This window comes from Pantoea sp. GM_Pan_4 (genome assembly GCF_026541005.1).
In the GTDB taxonomy this organism is placed as follows: domain Bacteria; phylum Pseudomonadota; class Gammaproteobacteria; order Enterobacterales; family Enterobacteriaceae; genus Pantoea; species Pantoea dispersa.
This window is the reverse complement of sequence record NZ_JALNUZ010000004.1, coordinates 253,822-277,622: the sequence shown is the minus strand read 5'-3', so window position 1 is coordinate 277,622 and position 23,801 is coordinate 253,822. Positions and strand designations below refer to the sequence as shown.

At 60.5% G+C, this 23,801-nt stretch carries 23 protein-coding genes and 1 pseudogene; 20 read left to right on the top strand and 4 right to left on the bottom strand.

Annotated features, from left to right (window positions below; translation table 11 throughout):
* Positions 1 to 50 precede the first annotated feature (50 nt).
* Genes OXR61_RS12415 through mlaA form a run of 8 tightly spaced genes read left to right on the top strand, consistent with a single transcriptional unit; the run spans position 51 to position 6,478 of the window.
* On the top strand, positions 51 to 791 hold the full coding sequence (locus OXR61_RS12415; RefSeq protein ID WP_031280027.1) for a heme ABC transporter permease: 741 nt from the start codon (positions 51 to 53) through the stop codon (positions 789 to 791).
* On the top strand, positions 788 to 1,021 hold the full coding sequence (ccmD, locus tag OXR61_RS12410) for a heme exporter protein CcmD (protein WP_031280028.1): 234 nt from the start codon (positions 788 to 790) through the stop codon (positions 1,019 to 1,021). Before OXR61_RS12415 ends, ccmD begins: the two co-directional genes overlap by 4 nt.
* A complete protein-coding gene (gene ccmE / locus OXR61_RS12405; protein WP_021509145.1) occupies positions 1,018 to 1,503 on the top strand; it encodes a cytochrome c maturation protein CcmE in 486 nt (161 codons plus the stop codon). Before ccmD ends, ccmE begins: the two co-directional genes overlap by 4 nt.
* The gene (locus tag OXR61_RS12400) at positions 1,500 to 3,458 is read left to right on the top strand and encodes a heme lyase CcmF/NrfE family subunit (protein ID WP_021509146.1); all 1,959 of its coding nucleotides are present in this window, start codon (positions 1,500 to 1,502) and stop codon (positions 3,456 to 3,458) included. Before ccmE ends, OXR61_RS12400 begins: the two co-directional genes overlap by 4 nt.
* Complete coding sequence (locus OXR61_RS12395; RefSeq protein ID WP_021509147.1) at positions 3,455 to 4,012, top strand: DsbE family thiol:disulfide interchange protein; 558 nt, start codon at positions 3,455 to 3,457, stop codon at positions 4,010 to 4,012. The genes OXR61_RS12400 and OXR61_RS12395 overlap by 4 nt, the downstream gene beginning before the upstream one ends.
* On the top strand, positions 4,009 to 4,464 hold the full coding sequence (locus OXR61_RS12390) for a cytochrome c-type biogenesis protein (RefSeq protein WP_021509148.1): 456 nt from the start codon (positions 4,009 to 4,011) through the stop codon (positions 4,462 to 4,464). The genes OXR61_RS12395 and OXR61_RS12390 overlap by 4 nt, the downstream gene beginning before the upstream one ends.
* Positions 4,464 to 5,675, top strand: a complete 1,212-nt coding sequence (gene ccmI, locus OXR61_RS12385; protein ID WP_021509149.1) for a c-type cytochrome biogenesis protein CcmI — start codon at positions 4,464 to 4,466, stop codon at positions 5,673 to 5,675. The genes OXR61_RS12390 and ccmI overlap by 1 nt, the downstream gene beginning before the upstream one ends.
* A 35-nt stretch (positions 5,676 to 5,710) precedes the next feature.
* The gene (gene mlaA, locus OXR61_RS12380) at positions 5,711 to 6,478 is read left to right on the top strand and encodes a phospholipid-binding lipoprotein MlaA (RefSeq protein ID WP_021509150.1); all 768 of its coding nucleotides are present in this window, start codon (positions 5,711 to 5,713) and stop codon (positions 6,476 to 6,478) included.
* Between the two features lie 71 nt (positions 6,479 to 6,549).
* On the opposite strand, the gene fadL is transcribed toward mlaA, so the two are convergent.
* A complete protein-coding gene (gene fadL, locus OXR61_RS12375) occupies positions 6,550 to 7,833 on the bottom strand; it encodes a long-chain fatty acid transporter FadL (RefSeq protein WP_021509151.1) in 1,284 nt (427 codons plus the stop codon).
* A gap of 358 nt (positions 7,834 to 8,191) precedes the next feature.
* On the opposite strand from fadL, the gene OXR61_RS12370 reads away from it, so the two are divergent.
* From OXR61_RS12370 to sixA, 4 genes are all read left to right on the top strand, one after another.
* Positions 8,192 to 8,488, top strand: coding sequence for a YfcZ/YiiS family protein (locus OXR61_RS12370; protein ID WP_021509152.1), 297 nt, complete (start codon positions 8,192 to 8,194; stop codon positions 8,486 to 8,488).
* A gap of 168 nt (positions 8,489 to 8,656) precedes the next feature.
* Positions 8,657 to 9,967 carry an acetyl-CoA C-acyltransferase FadI gene (gene fadI, locus OXR61_RS12365; RefSeq protein ID WP_021509153.1) on the top strand — a complete coding sequence of 437 codons (1,311 nt, stop codon included), beginning with the start codon at positions 8,657 to 8,659 and terminating at the stop codon, positions 9,965 to 9,967.
* Positions 9,967 to 12,096: a fatty acid oxidation complex subunit alpha FadJ gene (gene fadJ / locus OXR61_RS12360; protein ID WP_021509154.1), complete on the top strand. Its 2,130-nt coding sequence runs from the start codon at positions 9,967 to 9,969 to the stop codon at positions 12,094 to 12,096. Before fadI ends, fadJ begins: the two co-directional genes overlap by 1 nt.
* 195 nt (positions 12,097 to 12,291) lie before the next feature.
* A complete protein-coding gene (gene sixA, locus OXR61_RS12355; protein WP_267412278.1) occupies positions 12,292 to 12,774 on the top strand; it encodes a phosphohistidine phosphatase SixA in 483 nt (160 codons plus the stop codon).
* Positions 12,775 to 13,027: 253 nt separating this feature from the next.
* Here sixA and smrB read toward each other — a convergent pair whose 3' ends face one another.
* A complete protein-coding gene (gene smrB / locus OXR61_RS12350) occupies positions 13,028 to 13,576 on the bottom strand; it encodes an endonuclease SmrB (RefSeq protein WP_021509156.1) in 549 nt (182 codons plus the stop codon).
* Positions 13,577 to 13,729: 153 nt separating this feature from the next.
* Between smrB and prmB the strand changes: the two genes are divergently transcribed.
* The 6 genes from prmB to OXR61_RS12320 all read left to right on the top strand — a co-directional run bounded on the left by prmB (position 13,730) and on the right by OXR61_RS12320 (position 18,361).
* Entirely contained in the window at positions 13,730 to 14,662 is a 933-nt protein-coding gene (gene prmB, locus OXR61_RS12345; RefSeq protein WP_021509157.1) for a 50S ribosomal protein L3 N(5)-glutamine methyltransferase, read from the top strand.
* Positions 14,663 to 14,708: 46 nt separating this feature from the next.
* Positions 14,709 to 15,794, top strand: a complete 1,086-nt coding sequence (gene aroC, locus OXR61_RS12340) for a chorismate synthase (RefSeq protein WP_021509158.1) — start codon at positions 14,709 to 14,711, stop codon at positions 15,792 to 15,794.
* Positions 15,795 to 15,802: 8 nt separating this feature from the next.
* A complete protein-coding gene (gene mepA, locus OXR61_RS12335) occupies positions 15,803 to 16,627 on the top strand; it encodes a penicillin-insensitive murein endopeptidase (protein WP_267412305.1) in 825 nt (274 codons plus the stop codon).
* 9 nt (positions 16,628 to 16,636) lie between these two features.
* A complete protein-coding gene (locus OXR61_RS12330) occupies positions 16,637 to 17,434 on the top strand; it encodes a sulfite exporter TauE/SafE family protein (RefSeq protein WP_058769883.1) in 798 nt (265 codons plus the stop codon).
* 66 nt (positions 17,435 to 17,500) lie between these two features.
* Positions 17,501 to 18,046: an elongation factor P hydroxylase gene (locus OXR61_RS12325; RefSeq protein WP_021509161.1), complete on the top strand. Its 546-nt coding sequence runs from the start codon at positions 17,501 to 17,503 to the stop codon at positions 18,044 to 18,046.
* Positions 18,047 to 18,079: 33 nt separating this feature from the next.
* Positions 18,080 to 18,361: a YfcL family protein gene (locus OXR61_RS12320; protein WP_010617478.1), complete on the top strand. Its 282-nt coding sequence runs from the start codon at positions 18,080 to 18,082 to the stop codon at positions 18,359 to 18,361.
* Between the two features lie 29 nt (positions 18,362 to 18,390).
* Here the strand turns inward: OXR61_RS12320 and mnmC are convergent, their stop codons facing one another.
* Positions 18,391 to 20,403, bottom strand: a complete 2,013-nt coding sequence (gene mnmC, locus OXR61_RS12315; protein WP_267412273.1) for a bifunctional tRNA (5-methylaminomethyl-2-thiouridine)(34)-methyltransferase MnmD/FAD-dependent 5-carboxymethylaminomethyl-2-thiouridine(34) oxidoreductase MnmC — start codon at positions 20,401 to 20,403, stop codon at positions 18,391 to 18,393.
* 155 nt (positions 20,404 to 20,558) lie between these two features.
* Here mnmC and fabB point away from each other — a divergent pair, with 155 nt between their 5' ends.
* The gene (fabB, locus tag OXR61_RS12310; RefSeq protein WP_021509164.1) at positions 20,559 to 21,779 is read left to right on the top strand and encodes a beta-ketoacyl-ACP synthase I; all 1,221 of its coding nucleotides are present in this window, start codon (positions 20,559 to 20,561) and stop codon (positions 21,777 to 21,779) included.
* Positions 21,780 to 21,841: 62 nt separating this feature from the next.
* Here the strand turns inward: fabB and OXR61_RS12305 are convergent.
* Positions 21,842 to 23,259, bottom strand: a pseudogene (locus OXR61_RS12305) (PLP-dependent aminotransferase family protein).
* An 86-nt stretch (positions 23,260 to 23,345) separates the two neighbouring features.
* On the opposite strand from OXR61_RS12305, the gene OXR61_RS12300 reads away from it, so the two are divergent.
* The gene (locus OXR61_RS12300) at positions 23,346 to 23,789 is read left to right on the top strand and encodes a rhodanese-like domain-containing protein (protein WP_058769886.1); all 444 of its coding nucleotides are present in this window, start codon (positions 23,346 to 23,348) and stop codon (positions 23,787 to 23,789) included.
* The last annotated feature ends 12 nt before the right edge of the window (positions 23,790 to 23,801 follow it).

Here is a 23,801-nt window from a genome sequence, read left to right as displayed (position 1 = left end):
TCCGGCAGAGAGGCCGCCATCCGAATTCTTGTTTAGTGTGAGCAATGTCAATGTGGAAATGGTTACACCAGTGGGCAAAGCCTGAGCGGCTTTACCAGCTATGCGGTCGCTTGATTCCCTGGTTCGCAGTCCTGGGTGTCGGCGCGCTGCTGCTCGGCTGGATTTGGGGATTCGGCTTTGCGCCGGCGGATTATCAGCAGGGCAACAGCTTCCGCATCATGTACATTCACGTGCCGGCGGCGATGTGGTCGATGGGCGTCTATGCCTCGATGGCCATCGCCGCCTTCATCGGCCTGGTGTGGCAGATGAAAATGGCCGATCTGGCGGCGGCGGCGATGGCGCCAGTTGGGGCGGTATTTACCTTTATCGCGCTGGTGACCGGCTCGGCGTGGGGCAAGCCGATGTGGGGCACCTGGTGGATTTGGGACGCGCGTCTGACTTCTGAACTGGTGCTGCTGTTCCTCTATATGGGCGTGATTGCGCTCTATCACTCTTTCGACGATCGCCGCACCGCCGGACGCGCGGCCGGCATCCTGATTCTGGTCGGCGTGGTTAACCTGCCGATTATTCACTTCTCCGTGCAGTGGTGGAACACGCTGCATCAGGGCTCGTCGGGCATTCTGCAACAGGCGATAGATCCCAGCATGCGCACGCCGCTGCGCTGGTCGATTCTCGGCTATCTGCTGGTGTTTGGTGCGCTCACCCTGATGCGTCTGCGCAATCTGATTCTGTTTACCGAGCGTCACCGCCCGTGGGCGATTGACGTGGCGCAGGGAGGACGCAAAGCATGACCCCTGCCTTCTCATCGTGGAGCGAGTTTTTCGCTATGGGCGGCTATGCCTTTTACGTCTGGCTGGCCGTGTGTTTTACGCTGATTCCGCTGATCGGTCTGGTGCTGCACACCGTGTTGTTCCGTCGCCGCCTGCTGGCAGAGATTCGCCAGCGTCAGTCCCGCGAGCGCCGCATCCGCGCGGCAAAAGCTAAACAAGCTGCCAGTGAAGCAGCAGGAGAGTCCGTGTGAATATCCGTCGTCGTAACCGCCTGTATGTGGTGGTGGCGGTGCTGGTGGGCTTAGGCCTTGCCACGTCGCTGGTGATGTACGCGCTGCGTTCCAACATCGACCTGTTCTACACCCCGAGTGAAATTCTGTACGGCAAAGGTGAGGATCACCAGAAGCCAGAGGCCGGTCAGCGCCTGCGCGTCGGCGGCATGGTGATGCCCGGTAGCGTCAAACGCGATCCGAAAACGCTGGCGGTGTCGTTCAAACTATATGATGCCAACGGCGTGGTCAGCGTCAGCTACGAAGGCATTCTGCCGGATTTGTTCCGCGAAGGGCAGGGCGTGGTGGCGCAGGGCGTGCTGGAAGACGGCAATCTGGTCAACGCCAAAGAGGTGCTGGCGAAGCACGATGAGAAGTACACGCCGCCGGAAATTCAGGACGCAATGAAGAAGAATCATAACGGACCGGCAGCGGCCTATCAGCAGGCGGGTACACAATCATGATGCCGGAAATTGGCAGCTTTCTGCTGTGTCTGGCGCTGGGCTTAGCGCTGTTATTGAGTATTTATCCGCTGTGGGGCGCGGCGCGTCAGGATGGCCGGCTGATGGCGCTGGCGCGTCCGCTCACCTGGGGCATGTTCCTGTGCATCGCCGCCGCGTTCCTCGTGCTGGTGCACGCGTTTGTGGTCAACGATTTTACCGTCGGCTACGTTGCCACCAACTCCAATTCGCTGCTGCCGGTGTATTACCGCATCGCCGCCACCTGGGGCGCGCATGAAGGATCGCTGCTGCTGTGGGTGCTGCTGCTCAGTACCTGGACATTAGCGGTGGCGATTTTCAGCCGCGGCATGCCGCAGGATGCGCTGGCGCGCGTGCTGGCGGTGATGGGAATGATCAACCTCGGCTTCCTGTTGTTCATCATCCTCACCTCGAATCCGTTTACCCGCACGCTGCCGAACTTTCCGATTGATGGGCGCGACCTCAACCCGATGCTGCAGGATATCGGGCTGATCTTCCATCCGCCGCTGCTCTATATGGGCTATGTTGGCTTCTCGGTGGCGTTTGCCTTTGCCATTGCGTCGCTGATGGCAGGCCGCCTGGATACCGCCTGGGCGCGCTGGTCACGTCCGTGGACCACCGCGGCATGGGTATTTCTGACTATTGGTATCGTGCTCGGTTCTGCGTGGGCGTATTACGAACTCGGCTGGGGCGGCTGGTGGTTCTGGGATCCGGTCGAAAACGCGTCCTTTATGCCTTGGCTGGCCGGTACTGCGCTGATGCACTCATTGGCGGTGACAGAAAAACGCGGCAGCTTTAAGTCGTGGACGGTGCTGCTGGCGATTACCGCATTCTCATTAAGCCTGCTGGGCACCTTCCTGGTGCGTTCTGGCGTGCTGGTGTCGGTGCACTCGTTCGCCTCCGATCCGGCGCGCGGAATGTTTATCCTCGCCTTCCTGGTGATTGTCATCGGCAGTTCGCTGCTGCTGTACGCCCTGAAAGGGGGCCAGGTGCGCAGCCGCGTGCAGAGCGAAGCCTGGTCGCGCGAATCCTTCCTGCTCGGCAACAACGTGCTGCTGATTGCCGCAATGCTGGTGGTACTGCTCGGTACGCTGCTGCCGCTGGTGCATAAACAGCTCGGGCTGGGCAGCATTTCGGTTGGCGAGCCGTTCTTCAATACCATGTTCACCTGGCTGATGGCACCGTTCGCGCTGATGCTCGGCATCGGGCCGCTGGTGCGCTGGCGCCGCGATGAGCCGCAAAAGCTGTGGAAGCGGCTCGGTGTGGGGCTGCTGGTGACGCTGATCCTGTCGATCGTGCTGCCGTGGCTGTTGCAGGATCGCATTGAAGCGATGACGGTGATTGGCCTGCTGATGGCCATCTGGGTGATCCTGCTGACGCTGATGGAGCTGCACGAACGCGCTACCCATCGGCATCGTTTTCTGGCGGGATTGCGCCATCTGTCGCGCAGCCACTGGGGCATGGTGCTGGGCCATCTTGGCGTGGCGGTGACGGTGGTGGGCATTGCCTTCAGCACCCAATACAGCGTTGAGCGTGACGTGCGCATGAAGGCCGGCGACAGCGTGGATATCCACAACTATCACTTTATTTTCCGCGACGTGCACAATCTGCAGGGCCCCAACTACAGCGGCGGCGTGGCGATTATCGATGTCACACGCAACGGTAAGCCAGAAACGGTGCTGCATGCAGAGAAGCGCTTCTATACCGCAGCGCGTACCATGATGACGGAAGCGGCGATCAGCGGCGGCTTCACGCGCGATCTCTACGCGGCGCTGGGCGAAGAGCTGGATGACGGTTCCTGGGCGGTGCGTATTTATTACAAACCCTTTGTGCGCTGGATCTGGTTCGGCGGCGTGTTTATGGCGGTGGGCGGCCTGTTATGCCTGCTCGATCCGCGCTATCGCTCGCGCAAAAAAGCACAGCGCGAGGAACTGGCATGAATAAAAAGATCCTGTTTATTCCTTTAGTCCTGTTTCTGCTGCTGGCGGCGGCGCTGCTGTGGCAGCTGACGCGCAACGCCAGCGGTGACGATCCTACGCGCCTCGAATCGGCGCTGATCGGTAAACCGGTGCCGGTGTTTAAACTCGAAGCGCTGGATCAGCCGGGTAAAATCTATAACCAGCAGGTGCTGACCGATGGCAAACCGCTGCTGCTGAATGTCTGGGCCACCTGGTGTCCGACCTGCCGCGCCGAACATCAATATCTCAACACGCTGGCGGAGCAGGGCATTCGCGTGGTTGGCCTCAATTACAAAGACGATCGCAGCAAAGCCGTCACCTGGCTTAACACGCTCGGCAATCCGTATGCGCTGAGCCTGTATGACGGCGACGGCATGCTCGGTCTGGATCTCGGCGTCTACGGAGCGCCGGAGACCTTCCTGATTGATGGCCACGGCATTATCCGTTATCGCCACGCCGGCGACATGAATGACCGGGTGTGGAATGAAGAGCTGAAGCCGCTGTGGCAGAAATACAGTAAGGAGGCGGGCGTATGAAACAGCTTCTTATGCTGCTCGCGGGTCTGCTGCTGAGCACCAGCCTGTGGGCCGCGATCGATACTTATCAGTTCGATTCGGTCCAGCAGGAGGAGCAGTATCGCGAGCTCACCGCATCGCTGCGCTGCCCGAAGTGCCAGAACAACAGTATTGCCGACTCCAACGCGATGATTGCCGCCGACATGCGGCTGAAAGTGTATGAGCTGATGAAGCAGGGCCAGAGCCGCCAGCAGATCATTGATTACATGGTGGCGCGTTATGGCAACTTCGTCACTTATGAACCGCCGGTGACGCCGTCGACGCTGATTCTGTGGGTCGGACCGGCGCTGTTTGTGGTGCTCGGCGGGCTGATTATTATTCTGCGCAGCCGACGCGGCAACGCGCGCAGCGAGCTGGATGACGATGAACAACAGCGCCTTGCGGCGATTCTGAAGCGTGACGGGAAGCCGTAATGACTGGATTCTGGATTACCCTGATTATTTTACTGGCGGCGGCGACGGCGCTGTTTGTCGGTGCCGGCTGGCGGCAGCGTCAGGCCAGCAGCGGCGATCGCGATCGTCTCAATACCGATTTTTATCAGCAGCGCCTGCGCGAGCTGGAGCATGACGAAGCCGAGGGCGTGGTCAGCGAACGTCCGGAGATGGTGCGCGAACTGCAGCAAACGCTGCTGACCGACGTGCCAGGCGACGCGGCGTCACGCGCGCATCACAGCAGCCGCTGGGTGCTGCTGCCGGGCGTGATCGTCCTGGTGCTGGTGTCGGTGGGCGTTTATCTGAAAACCGGTGGCCTCGCCCAGCTGGCGGGCTGGCAGAGCGTGCAGCAGGAGTACCCGGCGCTGCGCGCGCGGGTGATGGATCCCAATGCGCAGCCGCTGACCATGGAAGAGCTGGCGCGTCTGCAGCTCGGCCTGCGCACCTCGCTGCAAAACGATCCGCAAAACCTCAATGACTGGGCGATGCTGGGCCGCCTCGGCATGGTGCTGAACAACGCCACCGATGCCAGCCAGGCCTTTGAGCACGCTTTGCAGCTGGCGCCGGACAACCTTGAACTGCAGCAGGATTATGCCGAAGTGCTGACGCGCTCCAGCGATCCGCAGGATAACCGCCAGGCCAATATGCTGCTGAAAGACCTGCTGAAGCGCGACCACAGCAACGTGCGCACCCTCAGTCTGCTGGCGTTCAATGCCTTTGAGCAGCAGCAGTATGGTGAAGCGATTGGCGCGTGGCAGGTGATGCTGAAGCTGCTGCCGGCCGGCGATCGACGCATTACCATGATAGAGCGCAGCATTGAACAAGCGAAAACCGACGCGGGACAGCAAAATAGCCAGCTGGCATTGACGGTGAGCTTAACGCCAGAGGCAGAAAAAATGTTACCGCCGGGCGGAGTGTTGTATATTTCTGTGTCTGACGGTGTTTCACCGGTGCCTGTGGCTGTAAAGCGTTTACCGCTCAGCCACTTCCCGCTATCGCTTACGCTGGATGACAGCAACGCCATGATGCCGGATCGCCTGCTTTCGGCGCAGCATCAGGTGCAGGTCAGGGTGCGCATTTCGCGCGATGGTAGTGCTAATCCGCAGTCCGGCGACTGGTTTGGTTTAAGCGCGGTCACCCCCTGGGATGGTCACCAGCCGATGGCTGTTGAGGTCAATCAGCAGCAGCCCTGAAGCGATACACCTTTTATCTGCACAGGGAGAGAAGAATGAATAATCGCCTGACCGGCCTGGCGCTGGCCAGTTTACTGCTGGTGGGATGTGCCAGTTCCAAACCGGCCGACGAGACGACGCCTGCGCAGCGCAGCGATCCGCTCGAAGGGTTCAACCGCACGATGTTTAACTTCAACTACAACGTGCTGGATCCCTATGTAGTGCGCCCGGTGGCGGTTGCCTGGCGTGATTACGTGCCGGTGCCGGCCCGTACCGGGCTGAGCAACTTTCTCGGTAACCTTGATGAACCGGCCAGCATGGTGAACTCGATTCTGGTCGGCGAGCCGCGTCAGGCGGGCATTCACTTTACCCGTTTCTTCCTGAATACCGTGCTCGGCCTCGGCGGTTTCATCGACGTCGCCGGCAAAGCCAATCCCCAGCTGGCGCGTGAAGTGCCGCACCACTTTGGCAGCACGCTGGGCCGTTATGGTGTTGGCTACGGTCCGTACGTGGTGCTGCCAGGTTACGGCAGCTTTACCGTGCGTCAGGATGGTGGCGACTACGTCGATACGCTTTATCCGGTGCTGAGCTGGCTTACCTGGCCGATGTCGATCGGTAAATGGACGCTGGAAGGGGTGGAAACGCGCGCGCAGCTGCTTGATTCCGACGGCCTGCTCAGACAGCAGCAGGATCCGTACGCCTTTATCCGCAACGCCTATTTCCAGCGTAACGATTTCCTCGCCAGCGGCGGCAAGCTGAAGCCGGAGGAGAATCCGAACGCCAGCGCGATTCAGGACGATTTAAAAGATATCGACTCTCAATAAATGACAACGGCGACCAACAGGTCGCCGTTTTGTTTTCAGCTGGCGACCCGCATGGGCCGCTGCACTGATTATCAGAACTTGTAGTTGAAGTTAGCGCCGTACAGCCAGGCCTTACCTTCGGAATTAAAGGTATAAGGACCTTCTTTCACCGTCACGTGCTGACCGTGCATATAGGAAACCCCGACATCCACCGACGCATCCGGCGTGAAGGCGTAAGACGCACCGGCGCTCAGCCACAGGCGATCCTGATCCGGAATCGAGATGGAGCGTTTATCCGCCGGCACCGGGCTGTCATCAAACGCGATACCGGTACGGAACGTCCAGTTATCGTCGTAGTTGTAAGTGGTACCTAACGCGATGCGATATGCATCACGGTAGCCTTCATCTTTATAGAACAGCGTCTGGCCGTTGCTGCCGGTGGCTTTCAGCTCCTGGAACTGGCTCCAGCTGGTATAAGCGAGGCTGTAGTGCACCGCCCACTGTGGCGCCACTTTATGCCAGCCGGACACTTCCCACATTTCCGGCAGGTTCAGCGTCAGCGAACCCGGAATGGTGGCGCCGCTGGTGCCATACGGCAGACCCAGCGCAATCGCCTGCGGCGTGCCGTTAAAGGCGCGCGGGATATTGCTCTTATAGTCGCCGTCGAAGTCGATCTTCACTTTGGAACGATAGGTGAAGCCGAAGCGGTTGTTTTTATCCACTTCATACAGGATACCGGCGTTCCAGCCGTAGCCCCATTCGTCACCTTTCAGATGCGCGACCTGGGTATCGGCCGGCAGACCGGCGCGGGCACCGGCTTCACCGGCGTAGCGCTCAATTTTCGCTTTGGCGTACACCGCGTCAAAGCCGACGCCGAAGCTGAAGTTATCATTTAACCGATAAGCGGTGCTGAGGTTGAAGTTGCCGGTCATCAGATCGGTTTTGCCACCAAAGCCGCCCGCGGTGTAACCGTTATTAAATTCGGTGGCCAGACCGTAGTTCGAGGTGGCCGAGGCGCCAATCCACCACTGATCGTTAATCGGATGCACATAATGGATGTTCGGGATCCACTGGTTTGGCGCAATATTGCTGGCGTTGAGGCTGTTGCCGGTCGGGCTGTTACCGCTGATATCCACTTCCGGGTCGATATAGACGGCACCGATGGAGAAAGAAGGGCGGTCCATCAGGGCCATGGTGGCTGGGTTACGGCTGGCAGAGGCGGCGGTATCACCCATGGCGCCTTCACCGGAATAGGCGCGGCCCAGGCCGATTGCTGAGAATTCGTTAAGTTGAAAGCCTGCGGCGTAGACGTGAGAAGAGACGAGCGCCACTGCAGCTGCCACAGCTGACTTTGCAAACAGGTTCTTATGGTTCATGACCACAACCTCATCTAAATTATTATTAAACGTAGTTACGTCGCGTAACAAAGGACGGCGGATTGTAGGGACTGACGATACAGACACATATCAGACCAGTGCGACGAGTATAGGTCCGACCTGTGTATTTGTTGCAATATTGTTTTTAAAATATTTCTGCTTTGATCGATAAAATCAGATCTGCTTAACAAAATCCTTGCGGTTCTGCTCCAGCATAGCGAGTCAAATTTGTTTTGGATCAAATTTTAGTGTGATATTCGTCACTTAGCGGGCGGAAGATAGCCGCGACGTGGCATCCGGCGTACACTTTGCAGCAGAAAATGATCCGATAGTGTTGATTTATCGTCAGGAGAAAAACATGACTGATGCCATTAGAAACTGTAGTGCGAACGAAACGGCAGCCTGCTGCTGCGTTGACGTGGGCACCGTGATGGACAATACCGATTGCAGCGCCAGCTGGTCAGGCGTGTTCGCTGACCGTCAGGCGGCTGAAGCAATGCTGGCCGAGCTGAGCGCCAAAGCGCGCCAGGTCGAGTCCGATCCGTGCGAGATTCACTCACGCTTTACCGACGAAGCAGACGGCGTGCGCCTGGACGTCGATTTCACCTTTGCCTGCCAGGCCGAAACCCTGATTTTCCAGCTCGGCTTACGCTAATCCCGCCGCTGCCGACCCGCTTTTTCGGCAGCGTTGCCTCTTTTTCGTGTTACTCCTCGCACTTTTTTTCTTCTGTTATTGGCGACTTAGCAACACCTGGTTAACACTGATGATCAGGTCAGACCTGTTGGGCAATGATGCTCAGGTCGTAAATTACAGGTGAGTGCAATGAGCAAAGCGCAGCCGCTGCTGACGCGTCAGGGCGAACGTATCGCCATTACCCACGGATTACGCACCCCGTTTGCCCGCCAGGCAAGCGACTTTCATGGCATTCCGGCGCTGGAGCTGGGGCGCATGGTGGTCAGCGAATTAATGGCGCGCAGCGAATTGCCGGTGGAGGTGATCGATCAGCTGGTGTTCGGCCAGGTGGTGCAGATGCCGGAAGCCCCCAACATCGCGCGTGAAATCGTGCTGAGCAGCGGACTGAGCGTGCACACCGATGCCTACAGCGTGAGCCGCGCCTGCGCCACCAGCTTTCAGGCGGTGGCCAACGTGGCGGAAAGCCTGATGGCCGGGACCATTGATGCAGGTATTGCCGGTGGCGCCGACTCCTCCTCGGTGCTGCCGATTGGCGTCAGCAAAACGCTGGCGCGCGCGCTGGTTGACCTCAACAAAGCCCGCACCCTGAGCAAAAAATTACACATCTTACGCCGCCTGCGCCCACGCGATCTTTTGCCGGTGCCGCCGGCAGTGGCGGAATACTCCACCGGTTTACGCATGGGCGACACCGCCGAGCAGATGGCCAAAACGCACGGTATTACGCGTGAGCAGCAGGACGCGCTGGCGCTGCGCTCGCACCAGCGTGCAGCGCAGGCCTGGCAATCCGGCGTGCTGGCACAGGAAGTGATGCCGGCGTTTGTGCCGCCGTGGAAAGCACCGATTGAGCAGGACAACAACATTCGCTTTAACGCCAGTGCGGCGGATTATGCAAAGCTGCGTCCGGCGTTTGACCGTCGCCACGGCTCGGTCACCGCGGCCAACAGCACGCCGCTGACCGATGGCGCTGCTGCGCTGATTCTGATGCGCGAAGGGCGTGCGCGTGAGCTGGGCATTACACCGCTCGGTTACCTGCGCAGCTATGCTTTTGCTGCGATTGATGTCTGGCAGGACATGTTGCTCGGACCGGCTTATGCATCACCGCTGGCGCTGGATCGCGCCGGCATTACCCTCGGCGATCTGACGCTGATCGACATGCATGAAGCCTTTGCCGCGCAGACGCTGGCCAACCTCAGGCTGTTTAACGATGAACGCTTTGCGCGTGAAGTGCTGAAGCGCGATCGCGCGCTGGGCGAAGTCGATGAGACGCGTTTCAACGTGCTGGGCGGTTCCATCGCCTACGGTCATCCGTTCGCCGCCACCGGCGCGCGCATGATCACGCAAACGCTGCATGAGCTGCGGCGGCGCGGCGGCGGCTTAGGGCTGGTAACCGCCTGTGCCGCTGGCGGATTAGGCAGCGCGATGGTTCTGGAGGCCGAATAATGAGCGAATCTGCATTCCATTTACAGATGCGTCCGGATCACGTTGCGGTGATCACCATTGATGTGCCGGGCGAAAAGATGAACACCCTGAAAGCGGAGTTTGTGCCGCAAATCCGCGCGGTGCTGGCGGAGGCGCGCAGCGATGCGCAGCTGGCGGGCATCGTGCTGATTTCGGGCAAACGCGACAACTTTGTCGCCGGTGCGGACATCAGCATGATCGCCCGTTGTGAAACGGCGCAGCAGGCTGAAGCGCTGGCGCGGCAGGGACAGGAAGTGATGGCGGAGATCGCCGCGCTGCCGTTCCCGGTGGTCGCCGCCATTCATGGAGCCTGTCTTGGCGGCGGGCTGGAGCTGGCGCTGGCCTGCGATGCGCGCATCTGCTCGCTGGATGAGAAAACCCGTCTCGGCCTGCCAGAGGTGCAGCTCGGCCTGTTGCCCGGTTCCGGCGGCACCCAGCGGTTGCCGCGTCTGATAGGTGTGCAGCAGGCGCTGCCGCTGATCCTCAGCGGCAAACAGCTGCGCGCTAAGCAGGCGCTAAAGCTTGGCCTGGTGGATGATGCGGTGCCGCAGGCGATACTGCTGGCAACCGCCGTGGCACGTGTACATAAAGGAAAGCACGCCGCACGCAGCCTGTCGCGCCGCGATCGCCTGCTGCAGGGGCCGCTGGCGCGTTCGCTGCTGTTTACGCTGGCCAAACGCCAGACCGACGGTAAAACCCACGGTAACTATCCGGCCACCGACCGCATTTTGCAGGTGGTACGCATCGGGCTGGAGCAGGGCAGCGCCGCCGGTCACGCCGCGGAAGCGCGCGCGTTTGGCGAGCTGGCGATGACCGCGCAGTCGGCCGCGCTGCGCAGCCTGTTTTTTGCGTCCACCGCCCTGAAGAAAGAGCCGATGGCGGATGCGCCGCCGCGCCCGCTGCAGCAGATTGGCGTGCTGGGCGGCGGGCTGATGGGCGGTGGGATTGCCAGCGTCACCGCGCTGAAGGCCGGTCTGCCGGTGCGTATCCGCGATATCAACCTGAACGGTATTAACCACGCGTTGCAGTACAGCTGGGATTTACTGAGCAAAAAGGTCAAACGGCGCCAGCTCAAGCCGGCGGAACGCCAGCAGCAGATGGCGCGCATCAGCGGCGGCACCGATTATCAGGGTTTCCGTCAGCGGGATCTGGTGATCGAAGCGGTGTTTGAGGATCTGGCGCTGAAGCAGCAAATGGTGGCCGAGATTGAAGAACACTGTCAGCCGCACACTATCTTTGCGTCTAACACCTCCTCGCTGCCGATTGCGCAGATCGCCGCCGGCGCGCAGCGCCCGGAGAATGTTATCGGCCTGCACTTCTTCAGTCCGGTAGACAAGATGCCGCTGGTCGAGGTGATTCCGCATAGCGGCACTTCAGCACAGACGCTGGCCACCACGGTGGATCTGGCGCGTCGTCAGGGCAAAACCGCCGTGGTGGTCGCTGACCGTCCCGGCTTTTATGTTAACCGCATTCTCGCGCCCTATATAAATGAAGCCATGCGCTGTCTGCTGGAGGGCGAGCCCATTGAACATATTGATAGCGCACTGGTGAAATTTGGTTTCCCGGTCGGCCCGCTGCAGCTGCTGGATGAAGTCGGTATTGATGTCGGCAGCAAAATCAGCCCGATTCTCGAACAGGCCTACGGTTCACGCTTCAGCGCGCCGCAGGTGGTGAGCGCTATCCTGGCCGACGATCGCAAAGGGCGCAAAAACCAGAAAGGTTTTTATGATTATCAGCACACGCGCTGGCCGCGCAAACGTCAGGCCGATGCCAGTCTGTACCGCCTGCTGCAGTTAAAACCTCAGGCGAAACAGAGCGAGCAGCAGATCGCCACGCGCTGTGTGATGCTGATGCTTAACGAGGCGGTACGTTGTCTCGACGAAGCGGTGATCCGCAGTGCCCGCGACGGCGACATCGCGGCAGTGTTTGGCATCGGGTTTCCGCCGTTTCTCGGCGGGCCGTTCCGCTATATTGACCAGCGCGGTGCGGGCGAGATCGTCAATACATTACGTACATTAATGCAGCAATATGGCGAGCGTTTTACACCCTGTGACGCGTTAGTGGCAATGTCAGAAGGGAAAACGAATTTTTACACTTCTGCACATTCATGAATAGCCGCACGGATTCAGCGGGTTAGAATCGGGGCCGCGCAGTGCCTGGCGCGGCACCATTCTGAGATATGCTTATTTAATAAACAACCGGTTGACTATACTCAAGCCATTGGGGTAAAACACAGCGTTCATTCGCAGAATGACGCGTCTGGTGCTGTGGTACCCGGCGATATCGACAAACAACAGCGGTGCTTTATGCAAGTTTTTATCATGCGTCACGGCGACGCAGCTCTGGAAGCAGCGAGTGATGCGGTTCGTCCTCTCACCCTGTGTGGCTGCGACGAATCACGTCAGATGGCGAGCTGGCTGAATGGTCAGACGCCGGGAATCGATAAGGTGCTGGTCAGCCCTTATCTGCGCGCCGGGCAAACGCTCGCCACGGTACGTGAAGCGCTGAAACTGCCGGAAGGGCAGGAAGTGCTGCCAGAACTGATGCCAGGCGGCGATCCGGGCATGGTCGCCTGTCATTTACAGGCGCTGGCGGTGCAGGGGGCGCACGCGGTGCTGGTGATTTCGCATCTGCCGCTGGTCGGTTATCTGGTTTCCGAACTCTGCCCGCAGGAAGCGCCACCGATGTTCGCCACCTCCGCCATTGCCTGCGTGGAGTTCGATGCCGACGCCTGTGAAGGCAAGCTGGCGTGGCAGGTGAGTCCTGCCAAATTAGCCAAAGCCATGTAATTCCCCGTCATACTTCAGGCTGCAGCTGCGTTGGCTGCGTCAATTCACCCCAGTCACTTACTGATGTAAGCTCCTGGGGATTCCCCGTCATATTTCAGGCCGCAGCGGCGTTGGCTGCGTCAATTCACCCCAGTCACTTACTAATGTAAGCTCCTGGGGATTCATTTCCTTGCCGCCTTGCTGCAACCTGAATTATTTCGGGGAATGATGTGAGTAATATTCCTGAACCGCCGCTGAATAAATACCTGGCCTGTCAGGGTAATTCCGGCGGCTGCCATTCTTCGACTTCAATCAACACCAGCAGCGCGGCGTCGCCGCCAAACAGTTTGGGTGCCTGGTGAAACGCCATCACGTGCGGATGCTGTGCCAGCCACAGCGGGGTTTGCTGCTTGAGAATGTGCTTGCCGTGGCCGGTCATCACGCTGGCACAGAAAATATGCTCGCGACGGCAGGCGGCAATCAGCGCGCCGAGTTCCTGTTTCGCCTGGAGCTGGGTTAACCCGTGCAGATCGAGAAAAATCTCTGGCGTGTAATCGCCACGCCGTAATTTTTTCAGCTCGTAATGGCTGACGTCGGCGCGCACGTAGCGCGTCGGCCCGTCGCTTGAGAGCAGGGGCTGAAACTCGTCGGAGAAATAATGGCTGTTATCGGCCTGCTCAGACAGCAGCCGCTTCAGCGGCACTTCACGGCTTTTCACTGCCGGTTTGTGCACGATCGTATCCTGTTTCAGCTGGCGCGTACCGCTCATTAGCTGGCGGAACAGCGCCTGGTCGTCCTGGCTTAGCGGCGTCTTTTTACTCATGTCTCAGTGAATCATCAGAAATGGCGGGTGTCTGGCCGTTACCTTACCGCTAAGCGTCAACAAATGTCAGCTTTTTCACCTCGCTGCGCTGAATTCTGCCCGGCTTCATGGCACACTATCGGCCGATTGATTTTATGGCCTGCGGAGGGCTACGTGGACAAGATTTTCGTCGATGAGGCAGTGAACGAACTGCACACCATTCAGGATATGCTGCGCTGGGCAGTAAGCCGCTTTTCGGCGGCGGGCATCTGGTACGGCCACGGCACGGACAATCCCTGGGACGAAGCGGTCCAACTGGTGCTGCCGACGCTGTGGCTGCCGCTGGATATTCCGGAAGACATGCGCCACGCGCGCCTGACCGCCAGCGAACGTCACCGCATCGTGGAACGCGTAATCCGTCGCGTTAACGAGCGCATTCCGGTGGCCTACCTCACCAACAAAGCCTGGTTCTGCGGCCATGAATTCTATGTCGATGAGCGCGTGCTGGTGCCGCGTTCACCGATTGGCGAGCTGATCGAAAACCGCTTTGCCGGCCTGATCGACGGCGCGCCGCGCCATATTCTCGACATGTGCACCGGCAGCGGCTGTATCGCCATCGCCTGTGCGTACGCCTTCCCGGAAGCGGAAGTGGATGCCGTGGATATCTCCACCGACGCGCTGGCCGTGGCTGAACAGAATATTGAAGAGCACGGCCTGCTGCATCACGTCACGCCGATTCGCGCCGACCTGTTCCGCAATCTGCCGCAGGTTAAATATGACCTGATCGTCACCAACCCGCCGTACGTCGATGCCGAAGACATGGACGACCTGCCGAACGAATATCGCCACGAGCCGGAGCTCGGTCTGGCCGCGGGCAGTGACGGCCTGAAGCTGGTGCGCCGCATCCTGGCCTGCGCGCCGGACTACCTCAGCGAGCAGGGCGTGCTGATTTGCGAAGTCGGTAACAGCATGGTGCACATGATGGAGCAGTATCCGGACGTGCCTTTTACCTGGCTGGAGTTTGATAACGGCGGTGACGGCGTGTTCATGCTGACGCGCGACCAAATCGTCGCGGCGCAGTCGCACTTCTCATTCTATAAAGACTAAAAATCGGGGCGAGCGCTCGCCCGCAACATCGCAACAAGGAACCCCCATGGCCGGAAACAGCATCGGACAACTTTTTCGCGTTACCACCTTTGGCGAGTCGCACGGTATTGCGCTTGGCTGCATTGTTGATGGTGTGCCACCCGGCATCCCGCTGACCGAAGCCGATATTCAGCACGATCTCGACCGCCGTCGTCCCGGCACTTCGCGCTATACCACCCAGCGCCGCGAGCCGGATCAGGTGAAGATTTTGTCCGGCGTGTTTGAAGGCGTCACTACCGGCACCTCCATCGGTCTGCTGATTGAAAACACCGACCAGCGTTCGCAGGATTACAGCGCGATTAAAGATCTGTTCCGTCCTGGCCATGCGGATTACACCTACGAACAGAAATATGGTCTGCGCGACTATCGCGGCGGCGGCCGCTCCTCGGCCCGCGAAACCGCCATGCGCGTGGCAGCCGGTGCCATTGCTAAAAAGTATCTGCAGATGAAGCACGGCATCGTGGTGCGCGGCTATCTGGCGCAGATTGGCGACATCGCCTGCGAACTGAAAGACTGGAGTATCGTGGAAGATAACCCGTTTTTCTGCCCCGATGCCGACAAACTCGATGCGCTGGACGAACTGATGCGCGCGCTGAAAAAAGAGGGCGACTCCATCGGTGCCAAAGTCACGGTGATGGCCGAAAACGTGCCGCCGGGCCTCGGTGAGCCGGTGTTCGATCGCCTCGACGCCGACCTGGCGCACGCGCTGATGAGCATCAACGCGGTGAAAGGCGTGGAGATCGGTGATGGTTTCGCGGTGATCAACCAGCGCGGCAGTCAGCACCGTGATGAAATCCGCAGCAACGGGTTTCAAAGCAACCATGCCGGCGGCATTCTCGGCGGGATCAGCAGCGGCCAGACCATCAGCGCCAACCTGGCGATGAAACCCACTTCCAGCATCACCGTGCCGGGCAACACCATCACCCGCGACGGCGCGGAAGTGGAGATGATCACCAAAGGCCGTCACGATCCCTGTGTCGGCATCCGCGCGGTACCGATCGCGGAAGCGATGATGGCGATTGTGCTGATGGATCACCTGCTGCGCCAGCGTGGGCAGAACGCTGACGTTAACAGCAGCGTCCCGCGCTGGTAAGCCGCATGATGCGCCGCCTGCTTCTCTCCCTTGCCGCGCTGCTGTGCAGTGCGGCCAGCCTGGCTGCCACCCCGTGGCAGCAAATCCATCAACCGATTGCCGGCAGCCCGCAGTCCATCGGCAGCTTCGCCAACGGCTGTATCGTCGGGGCGCAGCAGCTGCCGCTCAACTCGCCCAACTATCAGGTGATGCGTCAGGATCAGCGTCGTTATTACGGCCATCCGGACCTGATCGCCTTTATCCAGCGCCTCAGCACCCAGGCGCATCAGCTGCAGCTGGGCCAGGTGCTGATTGGTGATATGGGCATGGCCGCCGGTGGACGTTTTAGCAGCGGCCACGCCAGCCATCAGACCGGTCTCGACGTGGATATCTGGCTGCAGCTGCCGCAGAGCCGCTGGACGGCACAGCAGCTGCTGAAGCCGCAGCCGCTCGATCTGGTTGGGCCGGACGACCGCCAGGTGATTGCGCGGCACTGGCAGCCGCAGATCGACAGCCTGATCAAGCTGGCGGCGAAAGATGACGACGTCACGCGCATCTTCGTCAATCCGGCGATTAAAAAGCAGCTTTGTGCCGATGCCGGTAGCGATCGTGCGTGGCTCAACAAAGTGCGACCGTGGTTCGCCCACCGGGCACACATGCACGTGCGCCTGCGCTGTCCGCCGGGCAGTCTGGAGTGTGAAGATCAGGCGCCGCCGCCGCCGGGCGATGGCTGCGGCGCAGAGCTGGAGAGCTGGTTCCTGCCGAAGAAGCCGGGCACTACGCCGCCGGTGAAGAAGTCGCCGCCGCCGTTGCCGCCTTCCTGCCAGGCGTTACTTGATAAGCATCTACTGTAGGAACCTGAGATGGATCTGTTTGTTGTCAGCCCGGCAGTGCTTGGCGTGCTGTTTCTGGTCGCGGTGCTGGCGGCCTTTATTGATTCCATCGCCGGCGGTGGCGGTCTGCTGACCGTGCCGTCGCTGCTGGCGGCCGGTCTTTCGCCGGCGCAGGCGCTGGCGACCAACAAGCTGCAGTCGGTCGGCGGCTCCTTCTCGGCCAGCCTCTATTTTGTGCGGCGCGGCGCGGTGAAACTGCGCGAGCAGCGGCTGAATATCGCCATGACCTTTCTCGGCGCGATTGGCGGAACGCTGCTGATTCAGCATATTCAGGCTGAGATACTGCGCCAGATACTGCCGCTGCTGCTGATCAGCATCGGGCTGTGGTTCCTGCTGATGCCACGTCTTGGCGAGGCCGATCGCGAGCAGCGCCTGCACGGCCTGGCGTTTGCGCTGGTAGGCGGCGGCTGCGTCGGCTTTTACGATGGCTTCTTCGGCCCGGGTGCCGGCTCGTTCTATGCGCTGGCCTTCGTCACGCTTTGCGGCTTCAATCTGGCGAAAGCCACCGCCCACGCCAAAATCCTAAATTTCACCTCTAACTTCGCCAGTCTGCTGTTCTTTATGTTCGGCGGCAAGGTGGTGTGGGGCACCGGCGTGATTATGCTGCTGGGGGCGTTTATTGGCGCACGCCTCGGCGCCAGGCTGGTGCTGAGCCGTGGTCAGAAGCTGATTCGCCCGATGGTGGTGACGGTGTCTGCCGTGATGAGCGCTAAGCTGTTGTGGGACAGCCACGGCAGTGTCATTCTCGCCTGGTTTGCCGCACTGTAATCCGCACTCGTCAAAACCGGCCGCCAGTGCGACAATGGCGGCGGTTTGTTTAAAGATTAAAATATTATGAGTAAAGAGCACCATTATCAGCAGCTGGTGGAGATTTTTGACGGCTGCTTTGCTGACGATTTTCAGACGCGTCTAATTAAAGGCGATGATGAACCTATTTATCTTCCAGCGGATGACACCTCACCGTGGCACCGCGTGGTGTTTGCCCATGGCTTTTACGCCAGCGCGCTGCACGAAATTTCGCACTGGTGTATTGCCGGTGAAGCGCGGCGCAAACTGGTAGATTTTGGTTACTGGTACTGCCCGGACGGGCGCGATGCGCAAACGCAGGGCCAGTTTGAAGCGGTGGAGATTAAGCCGCAGGCGCTGGAGTGGCTGTTCTGTGTGGCAGCTGGCTTTCCCTTCAACGTCAGCTGTGACAATCTCGACGGCGATTGTGAACCGGATCGCATCGCGTTTCAGCGCAAGGTGCATGCGCAGGTAATGCATTATCTGCAGCACGGCATTCCGGCGCGTCCGGCGCGCTTTATTGATGCGTTAGCCAGCTATTATGGTACGCCTGCACTGACGGCGGCACAGTTTCCGTGGCCGGAAGATCTGTGAGCCGCACTCCGATAAATGAAGGATGATGAGAAGATGATCGTAGAATTCGAGTCCCGCATTCTGGCGCTGATTGACGATATGGTCGAACACGCCAGCGACGACGAACTGTTTGCCAGCGGTTATCTGCGTGGCCATCTGACGCTGGCAGTAGCGGAAATTGAGCAGAGCGGCGAACACACGCCGGAAGCGTTGCAGATTCAGGTTACCAACAGCCTGCAAAACGCCATCGCCGCCGGTGAACTGTCGCCGCGCGACCAGGCGCTGGTGGTGGGCATGTGGGATAACCTGTTTACCCAGGCGCGCCTCACTGCCTGACTGGCCGGGGCGATCGCTCGCCCCGCGCTTTAGCGTCCTGCCTTTTTCCCTTTCAGCAATTTGCGCACCCAGTAACGGTTGGGATGCAGCGCCGCCAGCGTGCTGCTGTCCAGCGGCTGTGGCTCGCCGCTCATTTGCGCCGCCAGCACTTCTGCTGCCAGCGGCGCGCTGCACAGTCCGCGCGACCCCAGTGCGCCAAGCACGAACAGGCCGGGATGCACCGGCGCTTCCGCAATCTGCTCGCCGCGCGCGCGCTGCGCCGCTAGATCCGCATACTCACTGAGCGTCGCCGCGTAATCCGGCACGCTGCCGCTCATCGGCAGGTGATCGCGCGTGGCGCAGCGCACGCCGCTGCGCGCTTCATCAGCGCTGACGTCAACCTGCGTCGGCCAGCTGACCTGCGGCAGACAGTTAATCAGCCGCTGGCGATTCTCCTGCTGATCGTCGGCGCGGAAAGCGGTTACCGTCTCACCGCGATGGTAGCTGGCACCGATGCAGTGCGTGGCAAAGTTCGGGCTGACCGGGGTGAGATAGCCGTCGTAACACAGCACGGTGCGCAGCGGGTTCAGCGCCGCGTTGGTCGGCACATGGCTGACCTGACCGGCCACCGCATACACCGGCAAATCGCGGCTTTGCCCGATCGCCTGCAGCGCATGGCCGTTGGCCAGCACCACCTGCTGATGGCTTACCGCAGGCTGTTGGGCGAACTGCAGCGTCCAGCCTGCCTGCTGGCGGACCAGCTGCGTCACGCGATGCAGCCAGTGCATGCGCAGCCCCTGAGTCTGGGCATACTCCAGCAGATTGCTGGTGAGCTGTGACGGCGACAGCCAGCCGCCCTGTGGATAGAAAATGCCGCCGCAGTCGAGATCGACGCCGGCCAGCTGCTGAGCCTGCTGCGGGCTGACGCCGTGCGCCAGCGCGTGCGGCAGACCCATGCTTAGCATCTGCGCGATCTTCTCTGCGCTTTTGGCATCCCAGCCGAGCTGCAGCACGCCGCTCCACTGATGTTCGAACATCACCGGCAGCGCATCGTACAGGCGGCGGGCAAAGCTGAATGCCGCCGGGAAAAACGTGGCGAGCGCCGGATCGTGCTGGTTAAGCAGCGGATAGAGCGCGCCCTGACGGTTACCCGATGCGCCGAGCGCTGGGGCGGCATCGGCGCAGTACAGCGTAACCTGCCAGCCACGCCGCAGCAGCGCCAGCGCCAGCACCGCGCTGGCCACGCCGCCGCCAATCAGCGCCACCTCGCGGCTGGTGGCCTGCGGACGCGCATACCACGGCTGAGCCGCTAGCTGCCCGGGGGCGCTGTCCAGCACGCCGGTCAGCATTTCACGCTTGTGGCCGAAGCCTTTGCGTTTCGTCACGCTGAAGCCGGCCTGCTGTAAGCCCCGCCGCACAAAGCCCGCCGAGGTAAAGGTGGCGAAGGTGCCGCCGGGACGCACCAGCCGCGCCATGGCGGCGAACAGCGAAGGCGTCCACATCTCCGGGTTTTTCGCCGGCGCGAAGCCATCTAAAAACCACGCGTCAACCTGGCCGTTGAGGCTGTCATCAAAAGTATCAATCAGCGCGTTAATATCACCCAGCCACAGATCCAGCGTCACCTCGCCGCCATTGAACAGCAGGCGCTGACAGCCGGGCAGGGCCAGCGGCCACTTCTGCTGTAGCTGTCCGGCCCACGGGGCCAGTTCCGGCCAGTGCGCGTGCGCGCTCACCAGATCGGCGTGGGTCAGCGGGTATTTTTCGCAGCTGATGAAGTGCAGGCGGCGCAAGCCGGCTTGCGGATGGGCGGCGCGGAAGCGATCAAACGCCTGCCACAGGGTAAGAAAGTTGAGTCCGGTGCCAAAACCGCTCTCGGCAACGATGAACAGATCGCGCGGATGTGCGGCAAATCGCTGCGGAAGATGGTTACCGTCGAGGAACACATAGCGCGTCTCCTCCAGTCCGTTGTCGTTGGAGAAATAGACGTCGTCGAACGCTCGGGAAACAGGTGTACCCTGATCGTTCCAGTTTAATTGCGCGTGTTCAACCGGGGATAACTTCACGGGAAAGGCTCATTTTTCAGGCAGTGGCGCGATTTTAGCGAGTGGCGTCACATGACGCAAATTTACAAAAGGAAATGGCTGATCGGACTTGTTCGGCGTACAACTGTAAGCTAGAGTGCACGTCAATCCAAAAGAAGTGGAATGAGGACTATTGAATGAAACGTGCAGTGATTACTGGCCTGGGTATCGTTTCCAGTATTGGTAATAACCAGCAGGAAGTGCTGGCTTCCCTGCGTGAAGGCCGTTCCGGAATCACTTTCTCCGAAGAGATGAAAGATGCCGGCATGCGCAGCCATGTATGGGGTAACGTCAAACTGGACACTAACGGGCTCATCGATCGCAAAATCGTGCGTTTCATGAGTGATGCCTCAATCTATGCCTATCTGTCGATGGCAGAAGCAATCAAAGATTCCGGCCTGACGGATGAGCAGTACCAGAACAACCCGCGTGTTGGTCTGATTGCCGGTTCCGGTGGCGGTTCCCCGCGTTATCAGGTGTTCGGTGCCGACGCAATGCGTGGCCCGCGCGGCCTGAAAGGCGTTGGCCCGTACGTGGTGACCAAAGCGATGGCGTCCGGCGTCTCTGCCTGCCTGGCCACGCCGTTCAAAATCCACGGCGTTAACTACTCCATCAGCTCGGCGTGCGCGACGTCAGCACACTGCATCGGTAACGCGGTGGAGCAGATTCAGCTGGGCAAACAGGATGTGGTATTTGCTGGCGGCGGCGAAGAGCTGAGCTGGGAAATGGCCTGTGAGTTCGACGCCATGGGCGCGCTCTCGACTAAATACAACGAAACCCCGGAAAAAGCGTCGCGTACTTACGATGCCAGCCGTGACGGTTTCGTGATCGCCGGCGGCGGCGGTATGGTGGTAGTGGAAGAGCTGGAGCATGCGCTGGCGCGTGGTGCCCACATCTACGCTGAGATCGTCGGCTACGGCGCAACCTCTGACGGCGCTGACATGGTGGCACCGTCAGGCGAAGGCGCGGTGCGTTGCATGAAGATGGCGATGCAGGGTCTGGATACGCCAATCGACTACCTCAACACTCACGGCACGTCAACGCCAGTCGGCGACGTGAAAGAGCTGGGCGCGATTCGCGAAGTGTTTGGCGACAACACGCCATACATCTCTGCGACCAAAGCCATGACCGGTCACTCGCTGGGTGCGGCAGGTGTGCAGGAAGCGATTTACACCCTGCTGATGCTGGAGCACAGCTTCATCGCGCCAAGCATTAACGTGGAACAGCTGGATGACGCAGCGAAAGGCATGAACATTGTGACGCAGCCAACCGAAAAAGCGCTGACCACGGTGATGTCCAACAGCTTCGGCTTCGGTGGCACCAACGCCACGCTGACCCTGCGTAAATACCAGGCGTAACGCTTACGCTAATGCTCAAAGGCCGGTTAATCCGGCCTTTGTTGTTTTTGTCGCTGACGGATTCAGGTTGCCAGCAGCCTTACCAGCTTCGCGCAGGCGCGATCAATTTCGCCGGGCGTCAACGCCGCAAAGCCGAGTATCCAGCCCTGCTGTGGCGATGCGCCGGCGTAAAGGGGTGACAGCGGCGGCAGCAGCAGACCGTCGGCCTGCGCCAGGTGTGTGAGCCGCGCCTCATCTCCCTGTAATAACTCAACCGTCAATTGTAACCCGCCTGTCGCCGGCAGCGGCCGCAGCCACGGCTGCAGGTGCTGTTCGATCTGTGTCAGCAGCCGATCGCGCCGGCTATGATAGAGCTGACGCATCAGCCGCAGGTGGCTGGCGAAATAGCCTTGCTGGATAAATTCGGCGGTGATCGCCTGCGGCAGCAGGGCGCTGTGGCCGTCCAGTACGCTGCGTGCGCGACCCAGCGCCTTCACCAGCGCTGCGGGCACCACCATCCACGCCAGCCGCAGCGATGGAAACAGCGTTTTGGAAAAAGTCCCCAGGGTGATGACCCGACTATCGGCTTCCATGCCCTGCAGCGCCGGCGCCGGACGACCGTCATAGTGAAATTCACTGTCGTAGTCATCCTCGATCAGCCAGCTATCGTGCTGACGTGCCCACGCCAGCCACTGCAGCCGTCGCGCGAGGCTCATCGGTGTGCCGGTCGGATACTGGTGGCCGGGCGTCAGATACACCAGTTGCGCCCGGCCGCTGAGTGGCAGCGCGCCCTGATCGTCCAGCGGCATGGCGCGGCAGCGGGCACCGGCGGCGAGAAAGGCGTTCCGCGCGCCACGGTAGCCCGGCTCCTCCAGCCACACTTCATCCTCTGCATCCAGAAACATCAGCGCCAGCAGCTGCAGCGCCTGCTGTGAACTGGTGAGCATAATGACCTGCTCAGCCGTACAGCGCACGCCGCGCGACAGTGCCAGATAATCTGCCACCGCCTGGCGCAGCGGCGTATAACCGAGCGGATCGCCATAGCCCATCACCTGACTGCCCAGCGCGCGCTGTACGCTGTGGCTCAGCCGCTGCCACTGGCGGTGCGGAAACGCGCGCAGTTCCGGTGATCCGGCGGCAAAGGCAAGGGGAAAAGGGGGATCCTGGCAGCCACCGGTCGCCAGCACCTGCGTGCCGCGCTGCGAAAAGCGCGGTGCGCGCTGCGCTGTCGCCTTTTCCGCCGGTGGCGGCAGGGCGATGGCGACGAAGGTGCCGCGTCCGCTGTGCCGCTGCACGTAGCCTTCGCTCTCCAGCTGGCTGTAAGCGGCTTCGACCGTCACGCGTGACAGCGCCAGATCGGCAGCCAGCTGGCGGCTGGAGGGCAGCTTCTGCCCGAAGCGCAAATGCCGCTGACAATGGCCTGGCGCAGCGTGGCGCACAGCCGCTGACGTAAACCGCCCTGCGTCTGATGGCGAAACAGTGGCAAAAAGGCGTGCTGCATAATGGTCTTATCGCTACAGTCAAAGTGGTATCAGGATGCAGACCACTTTGCCGTACACTGCAGGGACATCACAACAGGAGAATGCCATGTCAGCCGTTTTGTTTTATCCGCCCGCCAGCCCGCAGCACAGCGTGGCTTATTTGCAGCACAAACTCAGCTATTACACCGATGCCTGGGATCTGGCGGCGGATTTGGCGCAGGGCGTCACGCAGATTGTGGTGATTGATGCCCGCAGCCGCGACGCGTATCAGGCCGGACATATCTGCGGCGCGCTGTCGTTGCCGCATCGTGAGATGGATGCGGCCAGCACCGCGCGGCTCGATCGTCACCGCGTCTACGTGACGTACTGCGACGGCATCGGCTGCAACGGTTCGACCAAAGCGGCGCTAAAGCTGGCTGAGCTGGGGTTTCAGGTTAAAGAGCTGATTGGCGGACTGGATTTCTGGAAGCGCGACGGCCACCCGATGGCGTGGGGCGCGGCGGCAGGCGAGTGGCCCGCCGCGGCACCCGCGGCGGAGTGCGGCTGCTGAGTGCGATGGCTT